The 21539-nt window shown below is 60.8% G+C and carries 21 protein-coding genes; 14 read left to right on the forward strand and 7 right to left on the reverse strand.

Annotated features, from left to right (window positions below; genetic code table 11):
- Together ERD80_RS00435 and ERD80_RS00440 are read left to right on the forward strand one after the other, a co-directional pair.
- Window positions 1-614: zinc-binding alcohol dehydrogenase family protein (locus ERD80_RS00435; RefSeq protein ID WP_136545500.1), on the forward strand; the 614-nt coding region annotated here is incomplete at its 5' end.
- A 104-nt stretch (window positions 615-718) separates the two neighbouring features.
- Window positions 719-1372 (forward strand): oxygen-insensitive NAD(P)H-dependent nitroreductase NfsB, encoded by a 654-nt coding sequence (locus ERD80_RS00440; protein ID WP_021508932.1) that lies wholly within the window; start codon window positions 719-721, stop codon window positions 1370-1372.
- A gap of 37 nt (window positions 1373-1409) precedes the next feature.
- On the opposite strand, the gene ERD80_RS00445 is transcribed toward ERD80_RS00440, so the two are convergent.
- Complete coding sequence (locus ERD80_RS00445; protein WP_136545501.1) at window positions 1410-2789, reverse strand: heavy metal sensor histidine kinase; 1380 nt, start codon at window positions 2787-2789, stop codon at window positions 1410-1412.
- Window positions 2786-3460 carry a heavy metal response regulator transcription factor gene (locus ERD80_RS00450; RefSeq protein ID WP_104093403.1) on the reverse strand — a complete coding sequence of 225 codons (675 nt, stop codon included), beginning with the start codon at window positions 3458-3460 and terminating at the stop codon, window positions 2786-2788. Before ERD80_RS00450 ends, ERD80_RS00445 begins: the two co-directional genes overlap by 4 nt.
- 267 nt (window positions 3461-3727) lie before the next feature.
- On the opposite strand from ERD80_RS00450, the gene ERD80_RS00455 reads away from it, so the two are divergent.
- Complete coding sequence (locus ERD80_RS00455; RefSeq protein WP_136545502.1) at window positions 3728-4498, forward strand: transporter substrate-binding domain-containing protein; 771 nt, start codon at window positions 3728-3730, stop codon at window positions 4496-4498.
- Between the two features lie 38 nt (window positions 4499-4536).
- Window positions 4537-5619 (forward strand): DUF2817 domain-containing protein, encoded by a 1083-nt coding sequence (locus tag ERD80_RS00460; RefSeq protein WP_125310237.1) that lies wholly within the window; start codon window positions 4537-4539, stop codon window positions 5617-5619.
- On the opposite strand, the gene ERD80_RS00465 is transcribed toward ERD80_RS00460, so the two are convergent.
- The gene (locus ERD80_RS00465; RefSeq protein WP_136545503.1) at window positions 5604-6374 is read right to left on the reverse strand and encodes a 2OG-Fe(II) oxygenase; all 771 of its coding nucleotides are present in this window, start codon (window positions 6372-6374) and stop codon (window positions 5604-5606) included. The genes ERD80_RS00460 and ERD80_RS00465 overlap by 16 nt on opposite strands.
- Before the next feature lie 97 nt (window positions 6375-6471).
- On the opposite strand from ERD80_RS00465, the gene ERD80_RS00470 reads away from it, so the two are divergent.
- The 4 genes from ERD80_RS00470 to ERD80_RS00485 all read left to right on the forward strand — a co-directional run bounded on the left by ERD80_RS00470 (window position 6472) and on the right by ERD80_RS00485 (window position 10087).
- On the forward strand, window positions 6472-7371 hold the full coding sequence (locus tag ERD80_RS00470; RefSeq protein WP_136545504.1) for a LysR substrate-binding domain-containing protein: 900 nt from the start codon (window positions 6472-6474) through the stop codon (window positions 7369-7371).
- 92 nt (window positions 7372-7463) lie between these two features.
- Complete coding sequence (locus ERD80_RS00475; RefSeq protein WP_136545505.1) at window positions 7464-8759, forward strand: SLC13 family permease; 1296 nt, start codon at window positions 7464-7466, stop codon at window positions 8757-8759.
- 27 nt (window positions 8760-8786) lie between these two features.
- Window positions 8787-9644: an AraC family transcriptional regulator gene (locus tag ERD80_RS00480; RefSeq protein ID WP_136545506.1), complete on the forward strand. Its 858-nt coding sequence runs from the start codon at window positions 8787-8789 to the stop codon at window positions 9642-9644.
- A gap of 35 nt (window positions 9645-9679) precedes the next feature.
- The gene (locus tag ERD80_RS00485; protein ID WP_136545507.1) at window positions 9680-10087 is read left to right on the forward strand and encodes a DUF2000 family protein; all 408 of its coding nucleotides are present in this window, start codon (window positions 9680-9682) and stop codon (window positions 10085-10087) included.
- On the opposite strand, the gene ERD80_RS00490 is transcribed toward ERD80_RS00485, so the two are convergent.
- Together ERD80_RS00490 and ERD80_RS00495 are read right to left on the reverse strand one after the other, a co-directional pair.
- On the reverse strand, window positions 10062-11423 hold the full coding sequence (locus ERD80_RS00490; protein ID WP_136545508.1) for an amidase: 1362 nt from the start codon (window positions 11421-11423) through the stop codon (window positions 10062-10064). The two genes, ERD80_RS00485 and ERD80_RS00490, sit on opposite strands and share 26 nt — an antisense overlap.
- A 3-nt stretch (window positions 11424-11426) precedes the next feature.
- Window positions 11427-12248 carry an MBL fold metallo-hydrolase gene (locus ERD80_RS00495; RefSeq protein WP_136545509.1) on the reverse strand — a complete coding sequence of 274 codons (822 nt, stop codon included), beginning with the start codon at window positions 12246-12248 and terminating at the stop codon, window positions 11427-11429.
- A gap of 104 nt (window positions 12249-12352) precedes the next feature.
- On the opposite strand from ERD80_RS00495, the gene ERD80_RS00500 reads away from it, so the two are divergent.
- Window positions 12353-13258, forward strand: a complete 906-nt coding sequence (locus tag ERD80_RS00500) for a LysR family transcriptional regulator (RefSeq protein WP_248295801.1) — start codon at window positions 12353-12355, stop codon at window positions 13256-13258.
- Between the two features lie 5 nt (window positions 13259-13263).
- Here the strand turns inward: ERD80_RS00500 and ERD80_RS00505 are convergent, their stop codons facing one another.
- The gene (locus ERD80_RS00505; RefSeq protein WP_125310858.1) at window positions 13264-13956 is read right to left on the reverse strand and encodes an SDR family NAD(P)-dependent oxidoreductase; all 693 of its coding nucleotides are present in this window, start codon (window positions 13954-13956) and stop codon (window positions 13264-13266) included.
- Window positions 13957-14087: 131 nt separating this feature from the next.
- Here ERD80_RS00505 and ERD80_RS00510 point away from each other — a divergent pair, with 131 nt between their 5' ends.
- Window positions 14088-14990 (forward strand): LysR family transcriptional regulator, encoded by a 903-nt coding sequence (locus ERD80_RS00510; RefSeq protein ID WP_136545511.1) that lies wholly within the window; start codon window positions 14088-14090, stop codon window positions 14988-14990.
- 1 nt (window position 14991) lies between these two features.
- Here the strand turns inward: ERD80_RS00510 and ERD80_RS00515 are convergent, their stop codons facing one another.
- On the reverse strand, window positions 14992-16026 hold the full coding sequence (locus ERD80_RS00515; RefSeq protein WP_125310855.1) for a LacI family DNA-binding transcriptional regulator: 1035 nt from the start codon (window positions 16024-16026) through the stop codon (window positions 14992-14994).
- 217 nt (window positions 16027-16243) lie between these two features.
- On the opposite strand from ERD80_RS00515, the gene ERD80_RS00520 reads away from it, so the two are divergent.
- The 4 genes from ERD80_RS00520 (at window position 16244) to ERD80_RS00535 (ending at window position 21457) form a co-directional block, all read left to right on the forward strand.
- Entirely contained in the window at window positions 16244-17272 is a 1029-nt protein-coding gene (locus ERD80_RS00520) for an ABC transporter substrate-binding protein (RefSeq protein WP_058759035.1), read from the forward strand.
- 89 nt (window positions 17273-17361) lie between these two features.
- On the forward strand, window positions 17362-19584 hold the full coding sequence (locus ERD80_RS00525; RefSeq protein WP_136545512.1) for an iron ABC transporter permease: 2223 nt from the start codon (window positions 17362-17364) through the stop codon (window positions 19582-19584).
- A complete protein-coding gene (locus ERD80_RS00530) occupies window positions 19581-20642 on the forward strand; it encodes an ABC transporter ATP-binding protein (RefSeq protein WP_058781083.1) in 1062 nt (353 codons plus the stop codon). The genes ERD80_RS00525 and ERD80_RS00530 overlap by 4 nt, the downstream gene beginning before the upstream one ends.
- Before the next feature lie 14 nt (window positions 20643-20656).
- On the forward strand, window positions 20657-21457 hold the full coding sequence (locus ERD80_RS00535; RefSeq protein WP_136545513.1) for an inositol monophosphatase family protein: 801 nt from the start codon (window positions 20657-20659) through the stop codon (window positions 21455-21457).
- The last annotated feature ends 82 nt before the right edge of the window (window positions 21458-21539 follow it).

Raw genomic sequence — 21539 nt, forward strand, 5'->3', positions numbered from 1 at the left:
CCGCGTGGGAACTGCTGTTCGATCGCCTGGAAATTGATGCTGCCGACGAAGGCACATTGCTGATCATCGGCGCGGGCGGCGGCGTGGGTTCGATGCTGACGCAGCTGGCGCGCAAACTGACCCGACTGACGGTCATTGGTACCGCCTCTCGCCCGGAAACCGCTGACTGGGTGCGCTCGCTGGGTGCCCATCATGTTCTCGATCACCAGCGTCCGCTGGGTGAGCAGCTGGCAGCGATTGGCCATAACGAGGTGCGCTACGTGGCTTCACTGACCCATACCGACAGCTACTACCCGCAGTTGATCGATGTGCTGGCTCCGCAGGGCAAACTGGCGCTGATTGACGATCCGGAAACACTGGATGCGGTGCCGCTGAAGCGCAAAGCCATCTCGCTGCACTGGGAATTGATGTTTACCCGCTCGCTGTTCCATACCGCCGATATGCAGCGCCAGCATCAGATTCTGCAGCAGGTGAGTCAGCTGATTGACGATCAAACCCTGCAGACCACCGCTGGCGAGCATCACGGCAGCATCAGCGCGGCCAACCTGCGTAAAGCGCATGCGTTGATTGAGAGCGGTCGCGCACGCGGCAAGATTGTCCTCAGCGGCTTTTAAGTCATTAAAACACGTAAGGTTAACCGTCCGTCAGCCCGGGCGGTTAAGGTAGCGACTTTGCTATTTATCTGCGCTCTGGCGCAATCTTCAATCAGGAGACTCTCATGACCCTTAATGATGCGGTTGCCCGCCGTCACACCGTAAAAGCTTTCTCTGCGGGCAAAACGCTGCCGCAGCAGGAGATCGACACGCTGCTTAACCTGCTGCGCAACAGCCCGTCATCGGTCAACTCGCAGCCGTGGCACTTTGTTGTCGCGTCGACTGCGGAAGGGCGGGAAAAGATGGCGCAATCCACCAGTGGCGCGTTCATTTACAACAATCCTAAGGTGCTGAACGCCTCACACGTGATTGCGCTGTGCATGCGCACCGATCTGGATGAAGCGCACCTGCAAAACGTGCTGGCGCAGGAAGAGAAAGACGGGCGTTTTGCCAAACCCGAAGCCAAAGCCGGGCAGGATAAGAGCCGCCGCAGCTACGTGGATATGCACCGTTATGAGCTGCGCGACGTGCCGCAGTGGATGGAGAAACAGGTCTATCTGGCGCTGGGCGGACTGTTACTGGGCGCAGCGATGCTCGGCATTGATGCCACCCCGATGGAAGGCTTTGATGCGCGCGCACTTGACCAGGCGCTGGGCCTGCGTGAACAGGGCTTTACCAGCGTGGTGCTGGTTTCGCTTGGCTATCGCAGTGAGGAAGATTTCAACGCCACGCTGCCGAAATCGCGTCTGTCGCAGGACGAAATTTTCACGTTTATCTAAGGGACTTAACCAGGTGCGCACCTGCGCACCTGCGCGCTTAACGTGGGAACCGCAGGCAGAAACGGGTAATGCCGTGTTCGCTGCTCACCGTGCAACTGCCCTGATGCAGTTGCATGATCCCGCGCACGATCGACAGACCCAGTCCGCTGCCGCCCTGCTGGCGTGACGCATCGGCGCGCCAGAAGCGGTCAAACAGGCGTGCCTGCTGCGCCTGACTTAGCGTCGGCCCCTGATTTTCCACCATCAAAAGCACGGCGTCTGGCTGCGGAATGCTGGAGACGTGAATGGTGCCGTCGCGCGTGCCGTAATGCAGCGCGTTAGCGATCAGATTCGCCAGCGCGCGCTGTAACAACTGCGGATCGGCGTGCAACTCGCCGTGAAGCGAGATGACAAGCTGCATGCCATGCTCTTCCGCCATGCCCTCAAAATAGTCACTCAACCGCTCACCCAGCGGGGTCAGATCGATGCGTTGCCTGTCCAGCGCCTGGCTGGCGTCTGCGGCTTTGGCGAGAAACAGCATGTTATCAATCATCTTCGCCAGCCGCTCCAGCTCCGCATAATTGGAACCCAGCAGCGTTTGATACTCGCTGACGCTGCGCGGCTGGTTTAGCGCCACTTCCGTCTGGCCAAGCAGCGTGCCAATCGGCGTGCGCAGATCGTGTGCCATGTCCGCTGAGACCTGGCTAAGTTGCTGATAACCTTGCTCCAGCCGGCTCAGCATCTGGTTGAGCGCCGCCAGCAGCGGTTGCAGCTCGCCTGGCGCGCTGGTCAGTTCAATGCGATGCGACAGCCGCCGCACGTCGATCACCCCAGCTTCCGCCGCCAGCCGGCGCAGCGGCGTCAGGCCGTGGCGCACCAGCAGCACACTGATCGCGGCGACCAGCAGCGCCGCCAGCGCGGTGCACAGGATAATCTGGTGGCGATAGCCGGTGAGGGTCTGCGTGCGGTCGCTCATCAGGCGACCGGTGATGATTTCGATCTGGCCGCTGCCATCGCGCGTTGGTGTTAACGCGGCGGCGGCGATAAACGGCGTGCCGTCCACCGCCTGCTGATGGTGGACCGATTGCAGGGTTAACGGCTGATCGGCGGCGACCGGCGTAATGGCTGGCACCGGACGCGCGCCAGGATTGATCACGATTAGCGGCGGCTGGCCGGGAAAGCGCAGCACCAGCAACGATTCGGTATTGCCCAGCATGTTGGCGAACAGCCGCGGCTTCTGCTGAATCAGCGTCAGCGCATCTTCATCGCGCAGCAGCGTGCGCATTTGATCGATGCGCGTCAGCAGGGCTGCGTCATCGCGCACGCCGATCTGCTTCGCCAGTGCGTGATACAGCGCCATGCCGCTGAGTGTAAAAATGACCACCACCGTAGCACTGAGCAGTAGCGAAAGGCGGACGGCGAGCGAGCGGGGTTTCATGTTTCAGCTTCGCAGCGATAACCGACACCGTGCACGGTATGAATTAATGGTCGGTTAAAAGGGCCGTCAATTTTCTGCCGCAGCCGTTTTACCGCCACATCCACCACGTTGGTGTCGCTGTCAAAATTCATGTCCCAGACGCGTGATGCAATCACCGTGCGCGTCAGTACCTCGCCGGGATGCAGCAGAAACAGATGCAGCAGGTTGAACTCTTTGTTGGTCAGGTCGATGCGCTGTCCGGCGCGCTCAACCCGGCGACGGGCAATATCCAGCTGCAGATCGGCCAGCGTCAGGATGTCGGGTAGCTTCTGCTGGCTACCGCGCCGCAATTGGGTGCGCACGCGCGCCAGCAGTTCGGCGAAGGAGAAGGGTTTGACCAGATAGTCATCGGCACCCAGCTCCAGCCCTTTGATGCGATCTTCCACCGTGCCTTTGGCAGTCAGGAAAATCACCGGCGTTTGCAATTGCTTATCCAGCTGCGCCATCACCTCCCAGCCATTGATGCCGGGCATCATCACATCCAGCAGAATCAGATCGTAATGGTGCTCCTGCGCATAAAACAGGCCATCCTGACCGTTTTCCGCCACGTCGACGATAAAACCGGCCTCGGTCAATCCTTTGCGCATGTAATCACGCGCCCCGGCTTCATCTTCTATCACCAAAATTTTCATGCGATCTCCCGGTAGTGGCGGCCGCTTGCTGATGGCGGGCAGTATAACGCGGGTTAGCATAGAAAACCGAGGCTGACAGCGGCATGAGCCCCTGATGACAAAATCATGACAGAGCGTTAAGTAAAACTTAATGGCGCGACAAATTTCGCTAACTCATTAACATATATAAGAATTTGCTCTGCATTTTTGCGCGCTTTTGATGGTGGCGTCAGCGGCATCGTGTTATTACAAGGTTAAAACCTGTGAGATAGCCTGCCGGAGAGCATCATGAAAAAGCGTTGGTCTTTTGCCTTACTGTTGTCACTCAGCGCCCTCAGCCAACTGGCTGCGGCGCAGCAGACGCTGCGTTTTGGCGTCGATCCCACTTTTCCACCGTTCGAATCCAAAGCCAGCGATGGCTCGCTGCAGGGTTTTGATATTGATCTGGGCAATGCCATCTGTGCGCAGGCCAAAGTGAAATGTCAGTGGGTGCAGATTGGCTTTGACGGCAGCATTCCGGCGCTGCAGGCGAAGAAATTTGACGCCATTCTGTCGGCGATGTCGATGACGGAGAAGCGCCGCGAGCAGGTGGCGTTCAGCGATATGCTATACATCACGCCCAGCGCGCTGCTGACGCCTGCCAACATCACGCTGACGGCGGATATCAGCACGCTGCGCGGGAAGAATATCGGCGTCGCGCAGGGCACCATCCAGGAAACCTACGCCAAAACGAAGTGGGCACCGCAGGGCGTCAACGTGGTCTCGTATCCGAATCAGATGGAGATCTATCCGGATCTGGTAGCGGGTCGACTCGATGCCAGCCTGGCGAATGCGGTTTCGGCCGAGCAGGGCTTTCTCAACACGCCGGAAGGCAAGGGTTATGTCAATAAAGCCACGCTGGTGGATAAAGCATTATTGGGGAACGGCGTAGGTATCGGGCTGCGTAAAGGCGATACGGCCAATCTTACTTTAATCAACAATGCGCTGGCTGCGCTGCACAGCAACGGCACTTACGACCGGCTGGCGCAGAAGTACTTTAAAGTTAAGGTTTATCCCTAATCGCAGGGCGATTTGCCTTCATTACGCACAGGAAAATCATGTCTTTACTCCCTGATTATACCCAGCAGCGGGCGCGATTCCTGGCCGCCGTCACGCGCCAGCACGGCGCGCTGACTGCCTATCGCCATCCGCTGACCGCGCCCGACGGGGCCGCGCTGTACACCGACGTTGCGGTGATCGGCGATCCGGCGGCTCCCAAACGCATGCTGATTCTCTCCGGCACACATGGTGTGGAGGGCTATTACGGTTCAGACAGCCAGATCGCCTGGCTTGATAGCTTCGATGTCGCCGCGTTACCGCCCGACTGCGCCCTTGTGCTGGTCCATCTGCTAAATCCATGGGGCGCTGCGCATCTGCGGCGCGTCAATGAAGACAATATCGATCTCAACCGGAATTTCATCGATTTCAGCCAGCCCGCACCCGCTAATCCGCACTATGCGCTATGGCACGATCTGTACCACGGCGACCGCGCACATGCCGATCGGCTGCTGGCGGAGACACTGCAGCAGTCAGGCTGGCCGGCGCTAAAACGGGTAGTGGAAGCGGGACAATATCAGGCAGCAGATGGCCTGTTTTATGGCGGGCAGCAGCCGGCCTGGTCGCACCGCACGCTGCACTCCATCGTCGAACAGCATCTGCGTCAGGCGCAGGTCATCCTGAGTTTCGACCTGCACACCGGTGCCGGCGCGTGGGGCCATCCGATGCTGCTGGCGATTGCTGAACAGCGCTATCCGGCGCATGACTGGGGCAAGTCGTTATACGATGAGTGGCTGACGCTGCTGTTTACCGGCGCCGGGCGCGACAGCGACACCGGGGTGACTGCCACGGCAACGGGCTATGTCTCGCAGTTTCTGCTGACGTCGCTGCCTGACACGCAGCTGCTGCCATTGGTGGTGGAGTGTGGCACTTATCCGGGCGAAGAGATGCACCGCCGGGTGCGCGACGATCACTGGCTGCATCTGCAGGGCGATCCGGCAAGCCACGCCGGACGCGCGCTGAAGCAGCAGCTGGTGGAGGGGTTCTGGCCCGCCGATGAGGACTGGCGCGCCTTAACTGCGTTTCGTACCCGGCAGATTTTCCTGCGCGGCTGGCGCGCGCTGGTGGCTTACAACCGGCCGTAAAAGGTCATGCGCGCGGTTTCGGACAACGCGATACCGGGCTGGGTGTTGTAGGCCAGCACCGCCAGCATACGCGTGACATCGCCTTCGGTGGGCGTCACGCGGTGCAGCGAATTACGCCCGCGAAACAGCACCAGGTCACCGGCATCTATCTCCAGCGCCTCAACCGGCTGGCGCTGATCGAGCACGGCGGCGACGCCGTCGTAGTTCATCTCGCCGGCGTCCGCATCGCGCAGATCTTTCACGTACTGAAACACACCGCCAGCGCGCGGTTTCTGCAGCAGCAGCGTGATGGCGAATGAGGAGTTGTCAAAATGCCAGCCGAGTTCCTGGCCGTCAGGCGCGTAATGCAGATTGATGGACGACAGCGGGTCGGCATACGGATACAGCGCGTCTTCGTCCAGCACATCACACAGAAAGCGTTTAAACAGTTCGTCATTGTACAGCTGGCGCAGCGGCGATTCCGCTGCAATCACATCGTCGGTGATGCAGCCTTTAGTGCTGATTACGTCACGATTGCGCGGATGATCGGCACGGTACGCCTCGTCCGGCTTCAGCAGATAGACGTTGTGCTTGCTGACGGTGTGGTAAGCCAGGTGGCGCTGGGCCAGCCCGTCAGCCACGATCGACTGCAGCGCAGCCGGTTGCAAAAACTGACGCAGCACCAGCGCGCCGTGTTGCTCCAGCTGCTGGCGACAGTGCCGACGCCAGTCGGCGTCGGCCAGGGGGTGCAAATCAAATCGAATCAAAGCAGACATCGCGGTGGTTCTCTGAGTTGGCAGGTGTAGAGACTGTAACGGCCTGATATGTTGATGCCTAACGATAAATATTTAACGCCTTGCTAAGGAAACCTTAATGCCTGCACCCGCGTCACGTTTGCCGAAAATCAGCGTGATTCAGTCGTTCAAAGTGGCGGCGGAACTTGGTAGCCTGGCGAAAGCCGCCGCGCAGCTGGCGCTGACGCCGGCTGCCGTCAGCCAGCAAATTCGTCAGCTGGAAGCGCAGCTGGGCAGCGCACTGTTTGTGCGTACCCAGAGCGGCGTGATGCTGACGGAAACCGGCAAAGAGTATCTGCGCTATGTCAGTGAGGCGTTCGACATTCTGCATCTGGGGCAGCAAAATTTGCGCCATGCGGCCAGCATGCCAAAGCTGACGCTCTATTCACTGCCGGCGCTGGCGTCGAAATGGCTGCTGCCGAATATTACCGCCTGGCGGGCTCACTGCCCGGACTGCGATCTCAGCCTGCACGGCACTCATGCGCCGGTGGATTTCAGCGCCACAGCGGCAGATTTTGTCATCTGCTTTGGTGAGGATCGCTACCCGCAACTCGACAAGCAACGGCTGTTCTGTGACGAGGTGCTGCCGGTCGCCAGTCCGGCGCTGATACAGCGTTACCCGGGCGAATCGTTGCTAAGCCAGGCGCCGTTGATCCATCTGGACTGGGGCAATGAAGGGCGCTTTCTGCCCGACTGGCGCAGCTGGTTTCAGGCCAAAGGCAGCATGGAGCCGGCGGTCCAGCCGGCATTCAGTTTTAATCTCACCTCCCTGGCCATCGACGCGGCGGTAGCCGGGGTCGGCGTGCTACTGGGACAGCGTCGTCTGATTGCCGGCGAACTGGCGCGCGGCGCGCTACAGGTGGTGGATCCGCTCAGCCTGCCGCTGAGCAAACCCTATTTCCTCGCCTGGCCACAGCGCTCCCGCAGTCAGCCCGGCAGCGAGGCGCTGATTCATTGGCTAACGCAGCTGGCGAGTTAACAAACTGTTAACTGCCGCAGCTTTCTGCGACAGGGATTGCCCTATGCTGATGCGCTTTGTGCGCAGTTGCGAAGAAAGGGAGTTCAGGCACGATGATTGATACCTCATTCTGGCTGACCACGCTGGTGGTCAGCATCACAATTTTGCTGTGGGCGCTGGCGCGGTTGCCGGAATACCTTACCGCGCTGCTGTTTTTTGCGGCGGCGATGCTGCTGTCGATAGCGCCAGCCAGCAGCGTGTTCAGCGGTTTTGCCTCCTCAGCGTTCTGGCTGGTGCTGAGCGGTTTTGTGCTGGGCGCGGCGATCCGCAAAGTGGGCCTAGCCCAACGCTTGGCCAACTGGCTGGTGGTGCCGTTCAGCCAGAGCTGGCCGCGGATGGTGGCGGGCACGGTGCTGCTGAGTTATCTGCTGGCGCTGGTGATGCCGTCGAACATGGGACGCATCGCGCTGCTGATGCCGGTGGTGCTGGCGCTGGGCGAGCGGGCCGGTATCCGGCCGGGCAGTCGCGGCAGCATTGGGCTGGCGCTGGCGGTGGGCTTCGGCACCTTTCAACTCTCTGCCAGTATTCTGCCCGCCAACGTGCCAAACCTGGTGCTGAGCGGCGCGGCGGAAAGCGCGTACCAGCTGCATTTGCAATGGCTGCCGTGGTGGCTGCTGCACATGCCGGTGGTGGGGCTGGGCAAAGGTATTCTGCTGGTTGCCTGCATTACGCTGCTGTTCCGCGCTCAGCCGCAGCCGGTGGCGACGCGGGAAGCATTGCCGGCGCTAAGCGGGCGCGAATGGCGGCTGATTGCCCTACTGGCCGTCACGTTACTGCTGTGGATGACCGACAGCCTGCACGGCTTATCCGCTGCGTGGGTCGGGCTGGCCGCGGCGTGTCTGTGTTTGTTACCGCGCGTGGGCTTTCTTTCGGGCGACGATTTTGCCAGCGGCGTCAATTTCCGCACCTGCATCTATATCGCCGGCATTCTCGGCGTCGCCACGGTGGTGGTGGACTCTGGCCTGGGGCGGCTCATCGCCAATGCACTGCTTCACCTGCTGCCGCTGCATGACTCGCCGTCATTCAGTAATTTTGCCGTGCTCAATGCGCTGGTGACGCTGCTGAATTTTGTGCTCACCGCCAACGGCGTGCCGGCGATGGTCACGCCGATGGCGCAGGAGCTGGCTGCCGCTTCGGGCTTTCCGCTACTGAGCGTGGTGATGCTGCAGGTTTTTGCCTACGCCACCCCGCTGCTGCCATATCAGGCGTCGCCCATCGTGGTGGCAATGGGGCTGGGGAATGTGCCTGCCAGAGCCGGTCTGCAGCTGTGCCTGCTGGTGTTTGTGCTGAGCGCGCTGCTGCTGTTACCGCTGGATTATCTGTGGTTCCGGCTGCTAGGCTATGCCTGATACGCCGTCAGAGGTCACGAATTCGCTATGTCAGCTACTAACGATTGGGTAGATTTCCGTCGCGATGAGGAGACGGGCATCGAAAGTGTTAACGCGCACTTCTGCGGCCACGCTTACGATCCGCACGACCACGACGAATTGCTGGTCGGCGTGACGCAGCAGGGGCTGCAGCGCTTTAACTGTCACCGCGCGCTGCACACCAGCACGCCGGGCCGCGCTATTCTGATTGAGCCGGGCGCGGTACACGATGGTCACGCGCCTGATGCCGCCGGTTTTACCTATGTGATGCTTTATCTGCCGCAACCCTGGGTGGCGGAGATGATGCAGCGCCGCGGGCTGGGCGATGTGGCGAATATTCAGGGGGCATTTCGCTCCACGCTCACCGATGATGCGCAGCTGGCCTCTGCGATTCAGCAGGCATGGTTTGCGGTGCATCAGCGGGAAGGGCGGCTGGCGCGCGATCAGAGCCTGGATCATCTGCTCACGCTGCTGTCCCGGCATCTGGAAAATAAACCCGGCATGCAACTCAGTGACGCTCAGCGGCAGATGCATCTGCTGCGTGACTATCTGCACGATTTTATGGCGCAGGATATCGGGCTGGACGATCTGTCGCGCTTGTCCGGCATCGATCGTTTCCGCCTGACGCGCCAGTTTAAGCAGGTGTTTGGCCAGTCGCCGCACGCCTATCTGGTGCGGCTGCGGCTGCGTAGCGCGCGTGCGCTGCTGGCACAGGGCGTTGAGCCAGTGCAGGTCGCAGCGCAGGTGGGCTTTGCCGACCAAAGCCACCTTGGCCGCTGGTTCCAGCGTGCTTATCGTCTCACGCCCGCCGCCTATCAGCGCCAGTGCACAAACGTTCTATACCGCTCTCTGCCGGCTATCCGATGATGGGATTTTTAATCCTCACCGGAGAGTTCTGACAGATGTTTGATACCAAAATTGCCCTGATCGTACGTGATGATTTAGCCACCTGGCAGCGCCTGAATGTGGTGGCTTTTCTGGCGACCGGCATTGCGGCGGCCGCGCCGGAGATGATGGGTGAACCCTACGTCGACGCGCACGGTCGTCAGTACGGCAACATGGCCGGCCAGCCGATGCTGGTGTTTGCCGCCGATTTAGCCGGCCTGCAACGAGCGCATCGCCAGGGCGTAGAGCGCGAGTTAACGCTGATTCCTTACGTTGAAGCGATGTTTTCCACCGGCCACGATGCCGCCAACCGCGCGGTGTTTCTGGCCGAAGACGCCGATAATCTCAACCTGGTGGGCATCGCGCTGCGCGGCCCGAAAAAGGCGGTGGATAAAGCCATCAAAGGGCTGGCGCTGCACAGTTGAACGGCGGGTGCGCCTGTTCAATCTGTTCTGCCGCCATTAACAGCACATCTTCCCGCTCGCGCAGCGCCAGAAGCTCCAGGCCGATGGGTAACCCTTCCGTACTCAGGCCGACCGGAATGCTGATTGCCGGTGCGCCGGTGACGGCTGAGATCAGCGCGTTGCTGCCAGGCTGTAACTCGCCATGCTTCACTGGCGGATGGCGGACTACCGGATAAGCGAGCAGGTCGATCTGCTGCTGCTGAAAAAACTGCGCCAGTTGCTGATACAGCCTCTGCTGGCGCAACTGCACCTCGCGATAGCCGTCACTCTGCATGCCGGGATGCTGCGCGCGGGTTTTGAAGGTGGCCTCCAGCTGGGGATGATAGCGTCCTGACGCGGCAATCGCCGCCAGCGTGCGCAGCGGTGCCTGCGGTTTATCCGCCAGCCAGGCGGCCAGCGCGTCGGCAAATTCATAGGCAATAATATTGGCTTCCGTCGCCAGCGTCTCCAGCTGCGGCCAGCTCAGCATGCGCGGCTGAAACGGTGCCACAGCATCCTGCACCGCCTGGTTAATCTCCGTTTCCTCTGCGGCAAATCCTTCCTGCCAGATGCCGATGCGCAACGGCCGGTCGGGACGGGAAAAACGCTGGCCCGTGAGTATTTCACTGATCAGCCGCAAATCAGCCGCGTAGCGCACCAGCGGTCCGGGGATATCCTGGGTGGGCGACAGCGGCACGATGCCAGCGCTGCTCAGTGCACCGCGCGTCATACGTAAGCCGAACAGGCCATTGAATGCGGCCGGAATGCGTACCGAACCGGCGGTATCACTGCCTATCGCCAGCGGTACGAAGCCTGCGGCCACCGCCACGGCTGAACCGCTGCTTGAACCTCCCGGAGAACGGCCTTGCTGCCAGGCATTATGGGTGAAGCCGCTCAGCGACGACGCGCCGGTGATGCCTGCCGCCAGTTCATGCATGGTGGTTTTGCCGATGAGGATTGCGCCAGCCTGACGCAGAGCCGTAACCAGCGGTGCATCCTCGCTGGCAATTACATCGCGCAGCAGCGCCGAACCGGCACTGGTCGGCCAGCCTTTGACTTCAATGTTGTCTTTAATCAGCAGCGGAATACCGGCCAGTGGGCCAACTGGCGCATTCTGCTGCCGTGCGGCATCGCTGGCAGCGGCCGTAGCCAGCGCGTCATCGGCAAACAGCCAGCTGATGGCGTTGTAGCGCGGCTGATCCACGTCAGCAATGCGCTGCAGCGCAAACATGGTGAGCTGGCGTGCGCTCACCCGGCGCTGGGCCAGCGCCTGTTGCATATCCCCCAGCGACGCGGTGAGGTAATCAGCGTATTGCATGGTTCAGGCCTCCACAGGAATCCATTGCCGCTCTGGCGAAACCCGGCCGCACGAACTGCCGGCAAAATGTGAGCTGCACCAGAGTGCCTGATGGCGGATGCACCAGTCTATCAGTAACTGACGTGACGTTACGGCGCGTGGTAAATCCTCACAAAAAACTGAGTTCCATTGCGGATGTGCAAACTGAACTGGATGATGCATCACATCACCGCTAAATACCGCGTGGGCACCGGCGCTTTGCAGCACAATTGAAGCGTGGTCGACGCTGTGGCCCTGCGTCGGCATATAGCGCAGCACACCGGCAAACAGCGGGGAGTGCTGCACATCAATAGTTTCCAGCTGGCCGCTCGCCAGCAGCGGCGCAAGGCTGTCGTGATACAGCGCCTGCATCGACGGCGTGCTGCGGCACTGTGCCAGTTCACGCGCTGAACAGATGTAACGCGCATGACGAAACATCGGCTGCCAGCGGCCAGCGCGCCAGCAGGTATTCCAGCCGACGTGATCGGTGTGGATATGCGTCATCAGCACCAGCGTCACTTCATCAGGGTCGACGCCCGCTTCGGCCAGACGTTGCGGCCACGCGGTTTGCAGCTGGTGAAACAGCGGCTTGTTATCGCGGTTTCGGCCATTGCCCGTTGCGGTATCAATCACGATGGTGTCGCGAGCGGTGCGCACCACCCAGCTATGGATGGATAGCTTTGCCGGCTGCTGTGCCAGCGTGTCGCTCATCGTCTCGCGGTGTGCCGGAAACAGCGCAGCGAAGGGGAGTGAGCTGGTCTGCTCGATCACTTTATCAATGCTGCATTCACCTATGTGCAGGGTCATATTGCCTCCTTAAAGCGTGGTGCCTGTTACTACAGGTCACTATACTGAGAGCTATATCATTATTTAAATCGATTAAAATCATGAAAGGCATCAATGAAAATGATTTGAGCAGAATTGACCTTAACTTATTGATTGTGCTGCTGGTCATGTATGACGTGCGTAGCGTAACCCAGGCGGCACACCGGCTTTATCTGGGGCAGCCGGCGGTCAGCGCGGCATTAAAAAGATTGCGGGCAATGTTTGACGATGCGCTGTTCGTGCGTTCCTCGCAAGGCATGATGCCCACGCCGCGCGCAGAGCAGCTGGTGCGCCAGATCGCACCCCTGCTACAGAGCGTCCATCGCGTTATTTTCACTGCCGATCGCTTTGATGCCGCGCACGATAGCCGCAGTTTTACGCTCGGCATGAGCGACTGGCTCGAGCACTGGCTGATGCCCGATTTACTGCTGCAGCTGGCCGACTCGGCTCCGAATATTGATATCCGGGTGGTGGCTGCCGATCCGTGGCAGGCCATTCCGCTGATGGAGCAGCAGCAGGCTGACGCGGTGGTGACCGTCGGAGAGGAAACCAGCCGCGATCTCACGCGGGAGCACATTGCGCGCGCCGGCTTCCGCACGGTATGGCATCGCGGACAAATTGACCTTGCACCACCGCTGACGCTGGCGCAGTTCGTGCAGTATCAGCATGCGCTGGTCTCCTATCGCGGCGTGAGTGAAAGTGCGCTGGACGCCGCGTTAGCCCGCGAGGGGCTGACGCGCCGCGTGCGTTATGTCACGCCGCACTTCTCGGTGTTACCGCTAATGTTGCAGCGTCTGCCGCTGTTCGCGACCGTTCCGCAGGGACTGGTGCAGGCATGGCAACAGCGCTATGCGCTGAGTACGACGGCGGTGCCGATCGGCATGCCGGATTATGCGCTTTCGCTGCTGTGGCATAACGCCCGGACCGAAGACCCGGCGCACCGCTGGCTGCGCGCCACGCTGCGTCAGCTGATCGAACGCAAGCTGGCGTGAAATGCTTACCACGGCACTACGCGGCCGAGGTAATCGAGATAGTGCAGGCCGCCGCGTCCGGTCTGGCTTTCCACCGTGTTGAGCAGATTCGGGATGCTCTCCTCAATGCTCAGTCGCGCCCCGGCACCACCCATGTCGGTGCGTACCCAGCCGGGGGCCAGCAGCAGTAGCGTGCGTGCATCGTCGTGACGCGCGGCAAAGCTGCGCATAAACATATTCAGCGCCGCTTTACTGCCGCGATACACCTCGTAGTTGCCTTGGGTGTTGTTGGTGAGACTGCCCTGGCCGGAGGACATCACCGCCAGCGTGCCATGCGCGCTGACGTTGTTTCTGAAGGTTTCCAGCACGCGCAGCGGGCTCAGCGCGTTGGTGACCATTACGCGAATAAACTCTTCCGTCGACACATCGGCAAGGGTTTCGCGATCGTCATTTTTCACGCCCGCGTTGACCAGCAGCAGATCGAACTGCTGGCCGCTTAGCCGCAGATGCAGGGCGTTGACCTCTGCTGGCACGGTGATGTCCACGCTCTCCACCGTCAGCTGCTGCGGGTAGCGCTGCGCCAGCTGTTGCAGCGCGTGAAGGGAGTGCTGGCGGCCGGTCGCCACCACCTGATAGCCACGCTGCAGCATATTCTCCGCCAGCGCGAAGCCGATGCCGCGTGAAGCACCAATCAATAAAGCACGGGAAGCCTTGTTCATGACCCTCTCCTGGTTTTGGGGTGAGTGAAAAGTCTACCCTTGCATGACAACAGGCGGAACGCGCAGCATCTGCATAGATAACCTGCAGCAAACGCCTTGCCAGATGGCGCTCAATCAATAAGGATAATGCGATGAATAGCGTCGATTTGAATTTACTCCCTGCGCTGGACGCGCTGCTCAGTGAAGGCAGCGTAGTGGGCGCTGCGCGTCGTCTGGGGCTGAGCGAGTCAGCGATGAGCCGCACGCTGGGGCGACTGCGTGTCGCCACCAGCGATGCGCTGCTGGTGCGCGCCGGGCGCGTGATGGTGCTGACGCCACACGCCGAAGCGCTGCGCGGCCAGGTGCATGCCACTTTGCAGGACACGCAGGCGCTGCTGAGTCCACCCGCGCAACGCTTTGCTGCCGCCGAGCTGCAGCGCCACTTCACGCTGCGTACCAACGAAGGTTTTGTCGAAGCGTTTGGCAGCGCGCTGATCGCCGCAGTCCGCGCACAGGCGCCCGGCGTGCAGCTGCGCTTCATGCCGAAAGCAGAGAAAAATGATCGACCGCTGCGCAGCGGCGACGTTGATCTGGAGATTGGCATACTGGGCAATATGGGACCGGAGATTCGGCTGCAGGCGCTGTTTCGCGATCGCTTCGTCGGCGTGGTGCGCGCCGGGCATCCGTTACTCGCGGACGTGACGTTGGCGCAGCTGGCCGCATATGGTCACATCGTGGCGTCAAGGCGCGGTGAGCTGGGCGGGCCGGTGCATGAGGCGCTGCTCGCCGCCGGTTTTACCCGCCAGGTGGCGGCCGTGGTACCCGCTTTTTCCACTGCCGTCGCGCTCACGCTGCACAGCGACTGGCTGGCGCTGGTGCCGCATACGCTGTGCCTGCACCATCCGCTAATCAAACATAATCCGGCGTTTGCGATGTTTGAATTACCGTTTGCCACGCCAGAGGTGACGGTGTCACAGCTATGGCATCCGCGGCTGGAGCAGGATGCCGCACACCGCTGGTTGCGTGACACGGTACGGCAGGTATGCCGCGCTTAGATCAGCCGCCACGCACCGATCCGCGCCATACCACATCAGCCTGATACAGTAGCATGTCGTGCTGCTGCTCACTCTGCGGCGTAAAACCACTTTCCGCCTGCTCGGTCTGCGTCAGCCAGGCGATGGCGTCGCGGGCAAAGCGCTCCACCGGCTGGGCGAAGGTGGTGAGATTGTAAGAGGACCAGCCAGCCTGCGCGATATTGTCGTAGCCAATCAGGCACAAATCCTCCGGTACGCGCAGCTGGAAACGGTGGCGCGCTTCATCCATGAAACCGCAGGCCATCAGGTCGGTGACGCAGAACACTGCGTCCGGGCGCTGATGACGCGTCAGCAGGCGATGCGCCAGGATCTGACCGCTCTCATACGAGGTGGTGCCGAATCGCTCCACGCTGACCGTCAGTCCGGCGCGCTCCGCCACGGCGATAAACGCCGCTTCACGTTTGATCAGGCTCGGCGTACCGGCCAGCGAATTGGCGAACGCCAGCTGACGGCAGCCGGCGCGCTGAAACGCCATCACCGCCGTTTCGGCCGCCGCCTGCGCGTCGAGGTTGATGCTGAGCGAGCCCGGCAGCGCTTCGTCGCGGTTGATCAGGATGATACGCTGACCGTGCTGATAGCACTGGCGGGTGATGGTGCGATCCGGCATGCCGGAAAGGATGATGGAGGCGTCGGCGCGAAAATTAATCGCCTGTAGCAGCGCGGCGGAGACGCTGTTGTCGGAACGATCGGTATTAATCAGCATCGCCACTTTGCCCGCTTCCTGTAAAAACTGTGTCAGCCAGCGCACCAGTGTGGCGCGGTAAGGCGTGGCGATTTCAGAGACGATCAGGCAGACGATGCCGCTGCGGTTGCGCACCAGCCCGCGCGCCAGGTGGTTAACGTGATAGCCCAGCTCCTGCGCCGCTTTCATCACCCGGGCACGGGTGGCTGCAGAAACGCTGGCACCGGGCGTAAAGGCGCGCGACACCGCCGAACGCGACACGCCCGCGCGATCCGCCACATCCTGCGCGCTCACCCCGGCTTTGTCATTCTGCATCTTCAACTCCTCACAATTACGGCTGAAAAGCAGTCTGCCGTAAATTGCAAAGCTGTGCAATTTGTCTGCGATCACATTTGTTGCATTTTTGTGACACAGCCTGTCAATTGCAGATTGCGCTATTTGACAGGCTATTTTCTGTTCATTACTAATTTGCACACACGTGCAAATAAAAACCTCTGTTAAGCACGGAACCCTGCCAACCAAGGAGAACATCATGCGCTACACCTCACTGGCCATCGCGCTGTCCCTCAGTTGCACCGCGCTGCCGTTTGCCGCGACGGCCGCTGGCAATCTCAATATGGTCTGCTCGGCGGACGTGGTGGTGTGCGAACATATGACGCGCATTTTCAGCCAGGCACATCCGGATATTAAAGTCAGCATGGTGCGCCTGTCAGCGGGTGAAGCCTATGCCCGCCTGCGCAGCGAAGCGCGTAACCCGCGCACCGACATCTGGTGGGCCGGCACCGGCGATCCGCATATGCAGGCGGCGGAAGAGGGGCTGACGCAGCCGTATAAATCGCCGCTGCTCGACCAGCAGCAGGACTGGGCGCAGAAGCAGGCGGAAAACTCAGGTTACCGTACGGTAGGGATTTATGCCGGTGCGCTCGGCTGGGGCTACAACACCAAACTGCTGGCGGATAAAAAGCTCAAAGCGCCAGCCTGCTGGGCTGATTTGCTCGATCCGGCCTTCAAAGGCGAAATTCAGATTGCCAATCCGAACTCGTCCGGCACCGCCTATAACACCCTGGCGACGCTGGTGCAGATCATGGGCGAGGACAAAGCGTTCGATTACCTGAAAAAGCTCAACGCCAATATTTCCCAGTACACCAAATCCGGCTCGGCGCCGGTGAAGGCAGCGGCGCGGGGCGAAACCACCGTGGGCATCGTATTTATGCACGACGCGGTGGCGATGGAAGTCGACGGCTTCCCGATCAAAACCGTCGCGCCCTGTGAAGGCACTGGCTATGAGATTGGCTCAATGTCGATCGTCAAAGGGGCACGCAATCTGGCCAATGCCAAAGTGTGGTACGACTGGGCGCTTAGCGCCGAAGCGCAGTCGCACATGAAAGAGGCCAAATCCTTCCAGCTGCCGTCAAACCGCAGTGCTGAGATCTCCGAATACGCGCCGCGCTTCGAGAACATCAAACTAATTGATTATGACTTCAAAACCTACGGCGATTCCGCCAAACGTAAAGCGCTGCTGAGCCGCTGGGATAAAGAGATCGGCGCCAGCGCGCAGTAATGCCGCATCGCCGGACGCTGCCGCTGGCGGCGGCTTGCCGGTTCCGACAGCGCTAAGGATGGCGCGATGATTCCGCATTGAGGTAACACATGAACGCAAATAATCGCCGTCTGACGGGCGCGCTGCTGCTGGGCGCCGTCGCGCTGTTGCTGCTGCCGTGGTACAGCCTGGAAGCAGGCTTTTTCGATAGCGGCTGGCTGCTTAACCTGTGGCGTGATGAAGCCAGCGCGCCGGCACTGTGGCAGATCGGCAGCCATCCATGGCTGGCGCTCGCCGTGGCGCTGCTGGCGCTGTGCGCCGCCTGTGGTTTACTGCCCGGCAGCGCACGCAGCCGGTTGATGCTGCTGTTCAGCGCGCTGGGCGTGATCTTCCTGATTGTGGAAGGGCACGCGATTGGTTACAGCGGCTGGAGCTGGCTGTGGCTGGAAAATCGCTTCGGCGCGCTGCCGCAGGGACAGCCAGCGATGGGCGCTGGCGCGCTCCTGCTGCTGACCGTGTTTTTGCTGCTGTTCTCGTTTGCGCTGGCCGAACGCGGCGTGCTGAAAGGCGATGCCTTTGTGGTGGCGTCGCTGGTGCTGCTGACTGCGCTGGTCAGCATCTTCGTACTCTATCCGGTGCTCAGCATGTTTGTGGTGTCGGTGCAGGACGTTGACGGCAGTTTCAAACCGGACGGTTTGATCAGCAATTTACAGGATCCGTCGATCTGGAGCCTTGCCTGTCTGAAAGGCGGCACCTGCGGCACCGCGTGGCGCACGCTGTGGCTGGCGTTGATGACTGCCAGCGGTTCGACGCTGCTGGGTCTGGCCTTTGCCCTGGCGGCAACGCGCACGCCGCTGCCCTGCAAAAAAGCGCTGCGCATGCTGACCATTCTGCCGATCATCACGCCACCGTTCGTGATTGGTCTGGCGCTGATTTTGCTGTTCGGTCGCTCGGGCGTGGTGACGGAGCATCTGGCGGCGCTGTTTGGCATCGAGCCCGGCCGCTGGCTGTATGGCCTGACCGGTATCTGGATTGCTCAGGTGCTGTCGTTCACGCCGATTGCCTTTCTGGTGCTGATTGGCGTGGTGGAGGGCGTCAGTCCGTCGCTGGAAGAGGCGTCGCAAACGCTGCGCGCTAACCGCTGGCGCACCTTCAGCCGCGTTTCGCTGCCACTGATGGCGCCGGGTCTGGCTAATGCCTTTTTAATCAGCTTCATCGAAAGCATGGCCGATTTTGGTAATCCGATGGTGCTGGGCGGCAGTCACGGCGTGCTCTCTACCGAAATTTTCTTCTCGGTGGTAGGCGCGCAAAACGATCCGAGTCGCGCCGCGGTGCTGGCGATGATTTTGCTGTGCTTCACGCTGGCCGCCTTTGTGCTGCAGCGGCTGTGGCTGGGTGGCAAAAACTTCGCCACGGTGACCGGCAAGGGCGACGGCGGCAAACATGGTCAGCTGCCGCGTCTGCTGCGCTACGGCGTATACGGCATGGTGATTCCATGGGGTCTGTTTACCCTGGTGATCTACGGCATGATTGTAGTCGGCGGCTTTGTGCAGTCGTGGGGCCTGAACGATGCGCTGACCATCGAACACTACGTGCGCGCTTTCCGCGTCAGCGTCAGTGACGGTCATCTGCTGTGGAGCGGCGTGGCGTGGAACTCGTTCTGGACCACGCTGGAAATAGCCCTGATTGCCGCACCGCTCACCGCCGTGGTGGGCCTACTGACCGCCTGGCTCATCGTGCGGCAGAAATTTGCCGGTCGTCAGACGTTTGAGTTCCTGCTGATGCTGAGCTTTGCCATTCCCGGCACGGTGATCGGCGTCAGTTATGTGATGGCCTATAACCTGCCGCCGCTGGAGATTACCGGCACCGCAATGATCCTGATTGCCTGCTTTGTGTTCCGCAATATGCCAGTCGGCGTGCGCGGCGGTATCGCGGCGATGAGCCAGCTGGATAAAAGCCTTGATGAAGCGTCACTGACGCTGGGTGCCAGCAGTTTCCGCACGCTGCGCAAAGTGGTGCTGCCACTGCTGAAACCGGCGATCAGCGCGGCGCTGGTGTATGCCTTTGTCCGCGCCATTACCTCGATCAGCGCGGTAATCTTCCTCGTCAGCGCTCAGTACAACATGGCGACGTCCTACATCGTCGGGCTGGTGGAGAATGGCGAATACGGCGTCGCCATTGCTTATTCGACAGTACTGATTGTGGTGATGCTGCTGATCATTGGCGTGTTCCAGTGGCTGGTGGGCGAACGTCGCCTGCGCCGCGTGGCGCGCCCGGTGGACGTCGCCGCGCCACCTGCTTCCCCTTCGTTAACTCAGGAGAGTGCCGTATGACCGCGATTACTGCTGGTTCCGTGGTGTTTGAACACGTCGAAAAACGCTTTGCCGGTTTTACCGCGCTGCCGGATTTATCGCTGACGGTGGAGCCAGGTACGCTGGTGACGCTACTGGGGCCTTCCGGCTGCGGTAAAACCACCACGCTGCGCCTGCTGGCCGGCCTGGAACATCCGACTTCGGGGCGTATTTTAATTGGTGGCAAAGACGTAACACATCTGCCAGCCAACGAGCGCGACGTGGCGATGGTGTTTCAATCCTACGCGCTGTTTCCGCACATGAGTGCGCTCGACAACATCATGTACGGCCTGCAATCGTCCGGCATGAGCAAAAAGGAAGCGCAGGATCGTGCGCGCGAAGGGCTGAAACTGGTCGGGCTGGAGAGTCAGGGGCAGCGGCTGCCGTCCGAACTTTCCGGTGGGCAGCAGCAGCGCATTGCGGTGGCGCGCGCGCTAGTGCTGGAGCCGCAGGTACTGCTGCTGGATGAGCCGCTCTCCAATCTCGACGAGCGCCTGCGCCGCCGGGTGCGCACGGATATTCGTGATTTGCAGCAGCGGCTGGGCTTCACGGCGGTGTATGTCACGCACGACCAGGAAGAGGCGCTGGCGGTGTCGGATAAAATTATTGTCATGAAAGAGGGCGATATTGCTCAGCAGGGCGCGCCGGAAAGCCTGTATCACGCGCCCAATTCGGTGTTCATCGCTGACTTTATGGGCGAAGCCAATATTCTGCCGTGCGAAGTCGAACAGGTAGAAGGCAGCGAAGCGCTGGTGCGACTCGGCAGGCAGCGCTATCGCGTGCGCGGTAACGGCGTTGCGACCGGATCCGCGCAGCTGTCGGTCAGACCACAGTTCATTACCCTGCACAGCGGTGCTGAAGGCGCACTGCGCGGCGAGGTGACGCATGCCACCTGGCTGGGCGATCACATCGAATACGAGGTCAACACGGAACTGGGCTCGCTGTTTATCGTCGATGCGCAGATGGAGCAGCAGCTGCCGCTGGCCGCACGGGTGGCGATTAATTTTAAACCTCAGGGTCTGGCCCTGATTGCCGGTTAATTTAAGGATAACGCATGAGTGATACGAAAAATGACGCGCTGCAATCGCGTCTGCTGCTGGCCGAACGCGTCGCGCGGGCGGGCGGGGAGAAGGCGCTGGCCTACTTCAATCAGCGTGACACGCTGGTGGTCGAAACCAAGCACGACCTGCAGGATGTGGTATCACGTGCTGACCGCGAGGTGGAACAGATGATCGACCAGCAGATTCGCGCCAGCTTCCCGGACGACGGTTTTCTTGGCGAGGAGTACGGCCTGCAGCCGGGCACGTCAGGCTACACCTGGGTGGTCGATCCGATTGACGGCACCAGCCCGTTCCTCAACGGTATGCCAAACTGGTGTGTTTCCGTTGCGGTGCTGCATGACGGCGTACCGGTGATTGGCGTGATCTTTGCGCCGACCTATCAGGAGTGCTACGTCGCCGCGCTCGGCCAGGGCGCAAAGCTGAATGGCCGCCGTTTACAGGTGGATCCGTCACGTACGCTGCAAAATCACGTTACCGGCTTTGGCGCTAATAGCTATGTCAGCCCGGAAGAGGTGGGCCGCCTGCTGGCGTCGCTGCTGGCAGCGGGGGGCAACTTTATCCGTATCGGATCTGGTGCGCTGATGCTGGCGTGGGTGGCAGCCGGACGCGTGGTGGGCTATTTCGAACCCTACATGCACGCGTGGGATTGCCTGGCCGGTTACTGTCTGGTGAAAGAGGCCGGCGGCTGGTATCACCCGTTTAACACCGAGGGCGATCGGCTGTTAAAAGGCGCGCAGGTGCTGGCGGTGGCGCCGGGTGCGCAGGCGGAGCTGAGGCGGATTGCCGGCGTTTAAGTGGTGCATTCTACGGCCGCGCGACGTTTTCCAGGTCGCCATCCATGGCGACCTTACAACGCTTTGCGCTGTCTTAACTGGA

Source organism: Pantoea sp. R102, from assembly GCF_004916815.1.
GTDB classification, from domain to species: domain Bacteria; phylum Pseudomonadota; class Gammaproteobacteria; order Enterobacterales; family Enterobacteriaceae; genus Pantoea; species Pantoea dispersa.

What these genes read in the sequence shown, in the direction of transcription:
- ERD80_RS00515 (WP_125310855.1), bottom strand. Translation starts at nt 16,026, where the DNA reads ATGCAGAATGACAAAGCCGGGGTGAGCGCGCAGGATGTGGCGGATCGC.
- ERD80_RS00450 (WP_104093403.1), bottom strand. Translation starts at nt 3,460, where the DNA reads ATGAAAATTTTGGTGATAGAAGATGAAGCCGGGGCGCGTGATTACATG.
- ERD80_RS00510 (WP_136545511.1), top strand. Translation starts at nt 14,088, where the DNA reads ATGAATAGCGTCGATTTGAATTTACTCCCTGCGCTGGACGCGCTGCTC.
- ERD80_RS00525 (WP_136545512.1), top strand. Translation starts at nt 17,362, where the DNA reads ATGAACGCAAATAATCGCCGTCTGACGGGCGCGCTGCTGCTGGGCGCC.
- ERD80_RS00475 (WP_136545505.1), top strand. Translation starts at nt 7,464, where the DNA reads ATGATTGATACCTCATTCTGGCTGACCACGCTGGTGGTCAGCATCACA.
- ERD80_RS00460 (WP_125310237.1), top strand. Translation starts at nt 4,537, where the DNA reads ATGTCTTTACTCCCTGATTATACCCAGCAGCGGGCGCGATTCCTGGCC.
- ERD80_RS00480 (WP_136545506.1), top strand. Translation starts at nt 8,787, where the DNA reads ATGTCAGCTACTAACGATTGGGTAGATTTCCGTCGCGATGAGGAGACG.
- ERD80_RS00455 (WP_136545502.1), top strand. Translation starts at nt 3,728, where the DNA reads ATGAAAAAGCGTTGGTCTTTTGCCTTACTGTTGTCACTCAGCGCCCTC.
- ERD80_RS00495 (WP_136545509.1), bottom strand. Translation starts at nt 12,248, where the DNA reads ATGACCCTGCACATAGGTGAATGCAGCATTGATAAAGTGATCGAGCAG.
- ERD80_RS00445 (WP_136545501.1), bottom strand. Translation starts at nt 2,789, where the DNA reads ATGAAACCCCGCTCGCTCGCCGTCCGCCTTTCGCTACTGCTCAGTGCT.
- ERD80_RS00465 (WP_136545503.1), bottom strand. Translation starts at nt 6,374, where the DNA reads ATGTCTGCTTTGATTCGATTTGATTTGCACCCCCTGGCCGACGCCGAC.
- ERD80_RS00535 (WP_136545513.1), top strand. Translation starts at nt 20,657, where the DNA reads ATGAGTGATACGAAAAATGACGCGCTGCAATCGCGTCTGCTGCTGGCC.
- ERD80_RS00530 (WP_058781083.1), top strand. Translation starts at nt 19,581, where the DNA reads ATGACCGCGATTACTGCTGGTTCCGTGGTGTTTGAACACGTCGAAAAA.
- ERD80_RS00470 (WP_136545504.1), top strand. Translation starts at nt 6,472, where the DNA reads ATGCCTGCACCCGCGTCACGTTTGCCGAAAATCAGCGTGATTCAGTCG.
- ERD80_RS00485 (WP_136545507.1), top strand. Translation starts at nt 9,680, where the DNA reads ATGTTTGATACCAAAATTGCCCTGATCGTACGTGATGATTTAGCCACC.
- ERD80_RS00505 (WP_125310858.1), bottom strand. Translation starts at nt 13,956, where the DNA reads ATGAACAAGGCTTCCCGTGCTTTATTGATTGGTGCTTCACGCGGCATC.
- ERD80_RS00490 (WP_136545508.1), bottom strand. Translation starts at nt 11,423, where the DNA reads ATGCAATACGCTGATTACCTCACCGCGTCGCTGGGGGATATGCAACAG.
- ERD80_RS00520 (WP_058759035.1), top strand. Translation starts at nt 16,244, where the DNA reads ATGCGCTACACCTCACTGGCCATCGCGCTGTCCCTCAGTTGCACCGCG.
- ERD80_RS00440 (WP_021508932.1), top strand. Translation starts at nt 719, where the DNA reads ATGACCCTTAATGATGCGGTTGCCCGCCGTCACACCGTAAAAGCTTTC.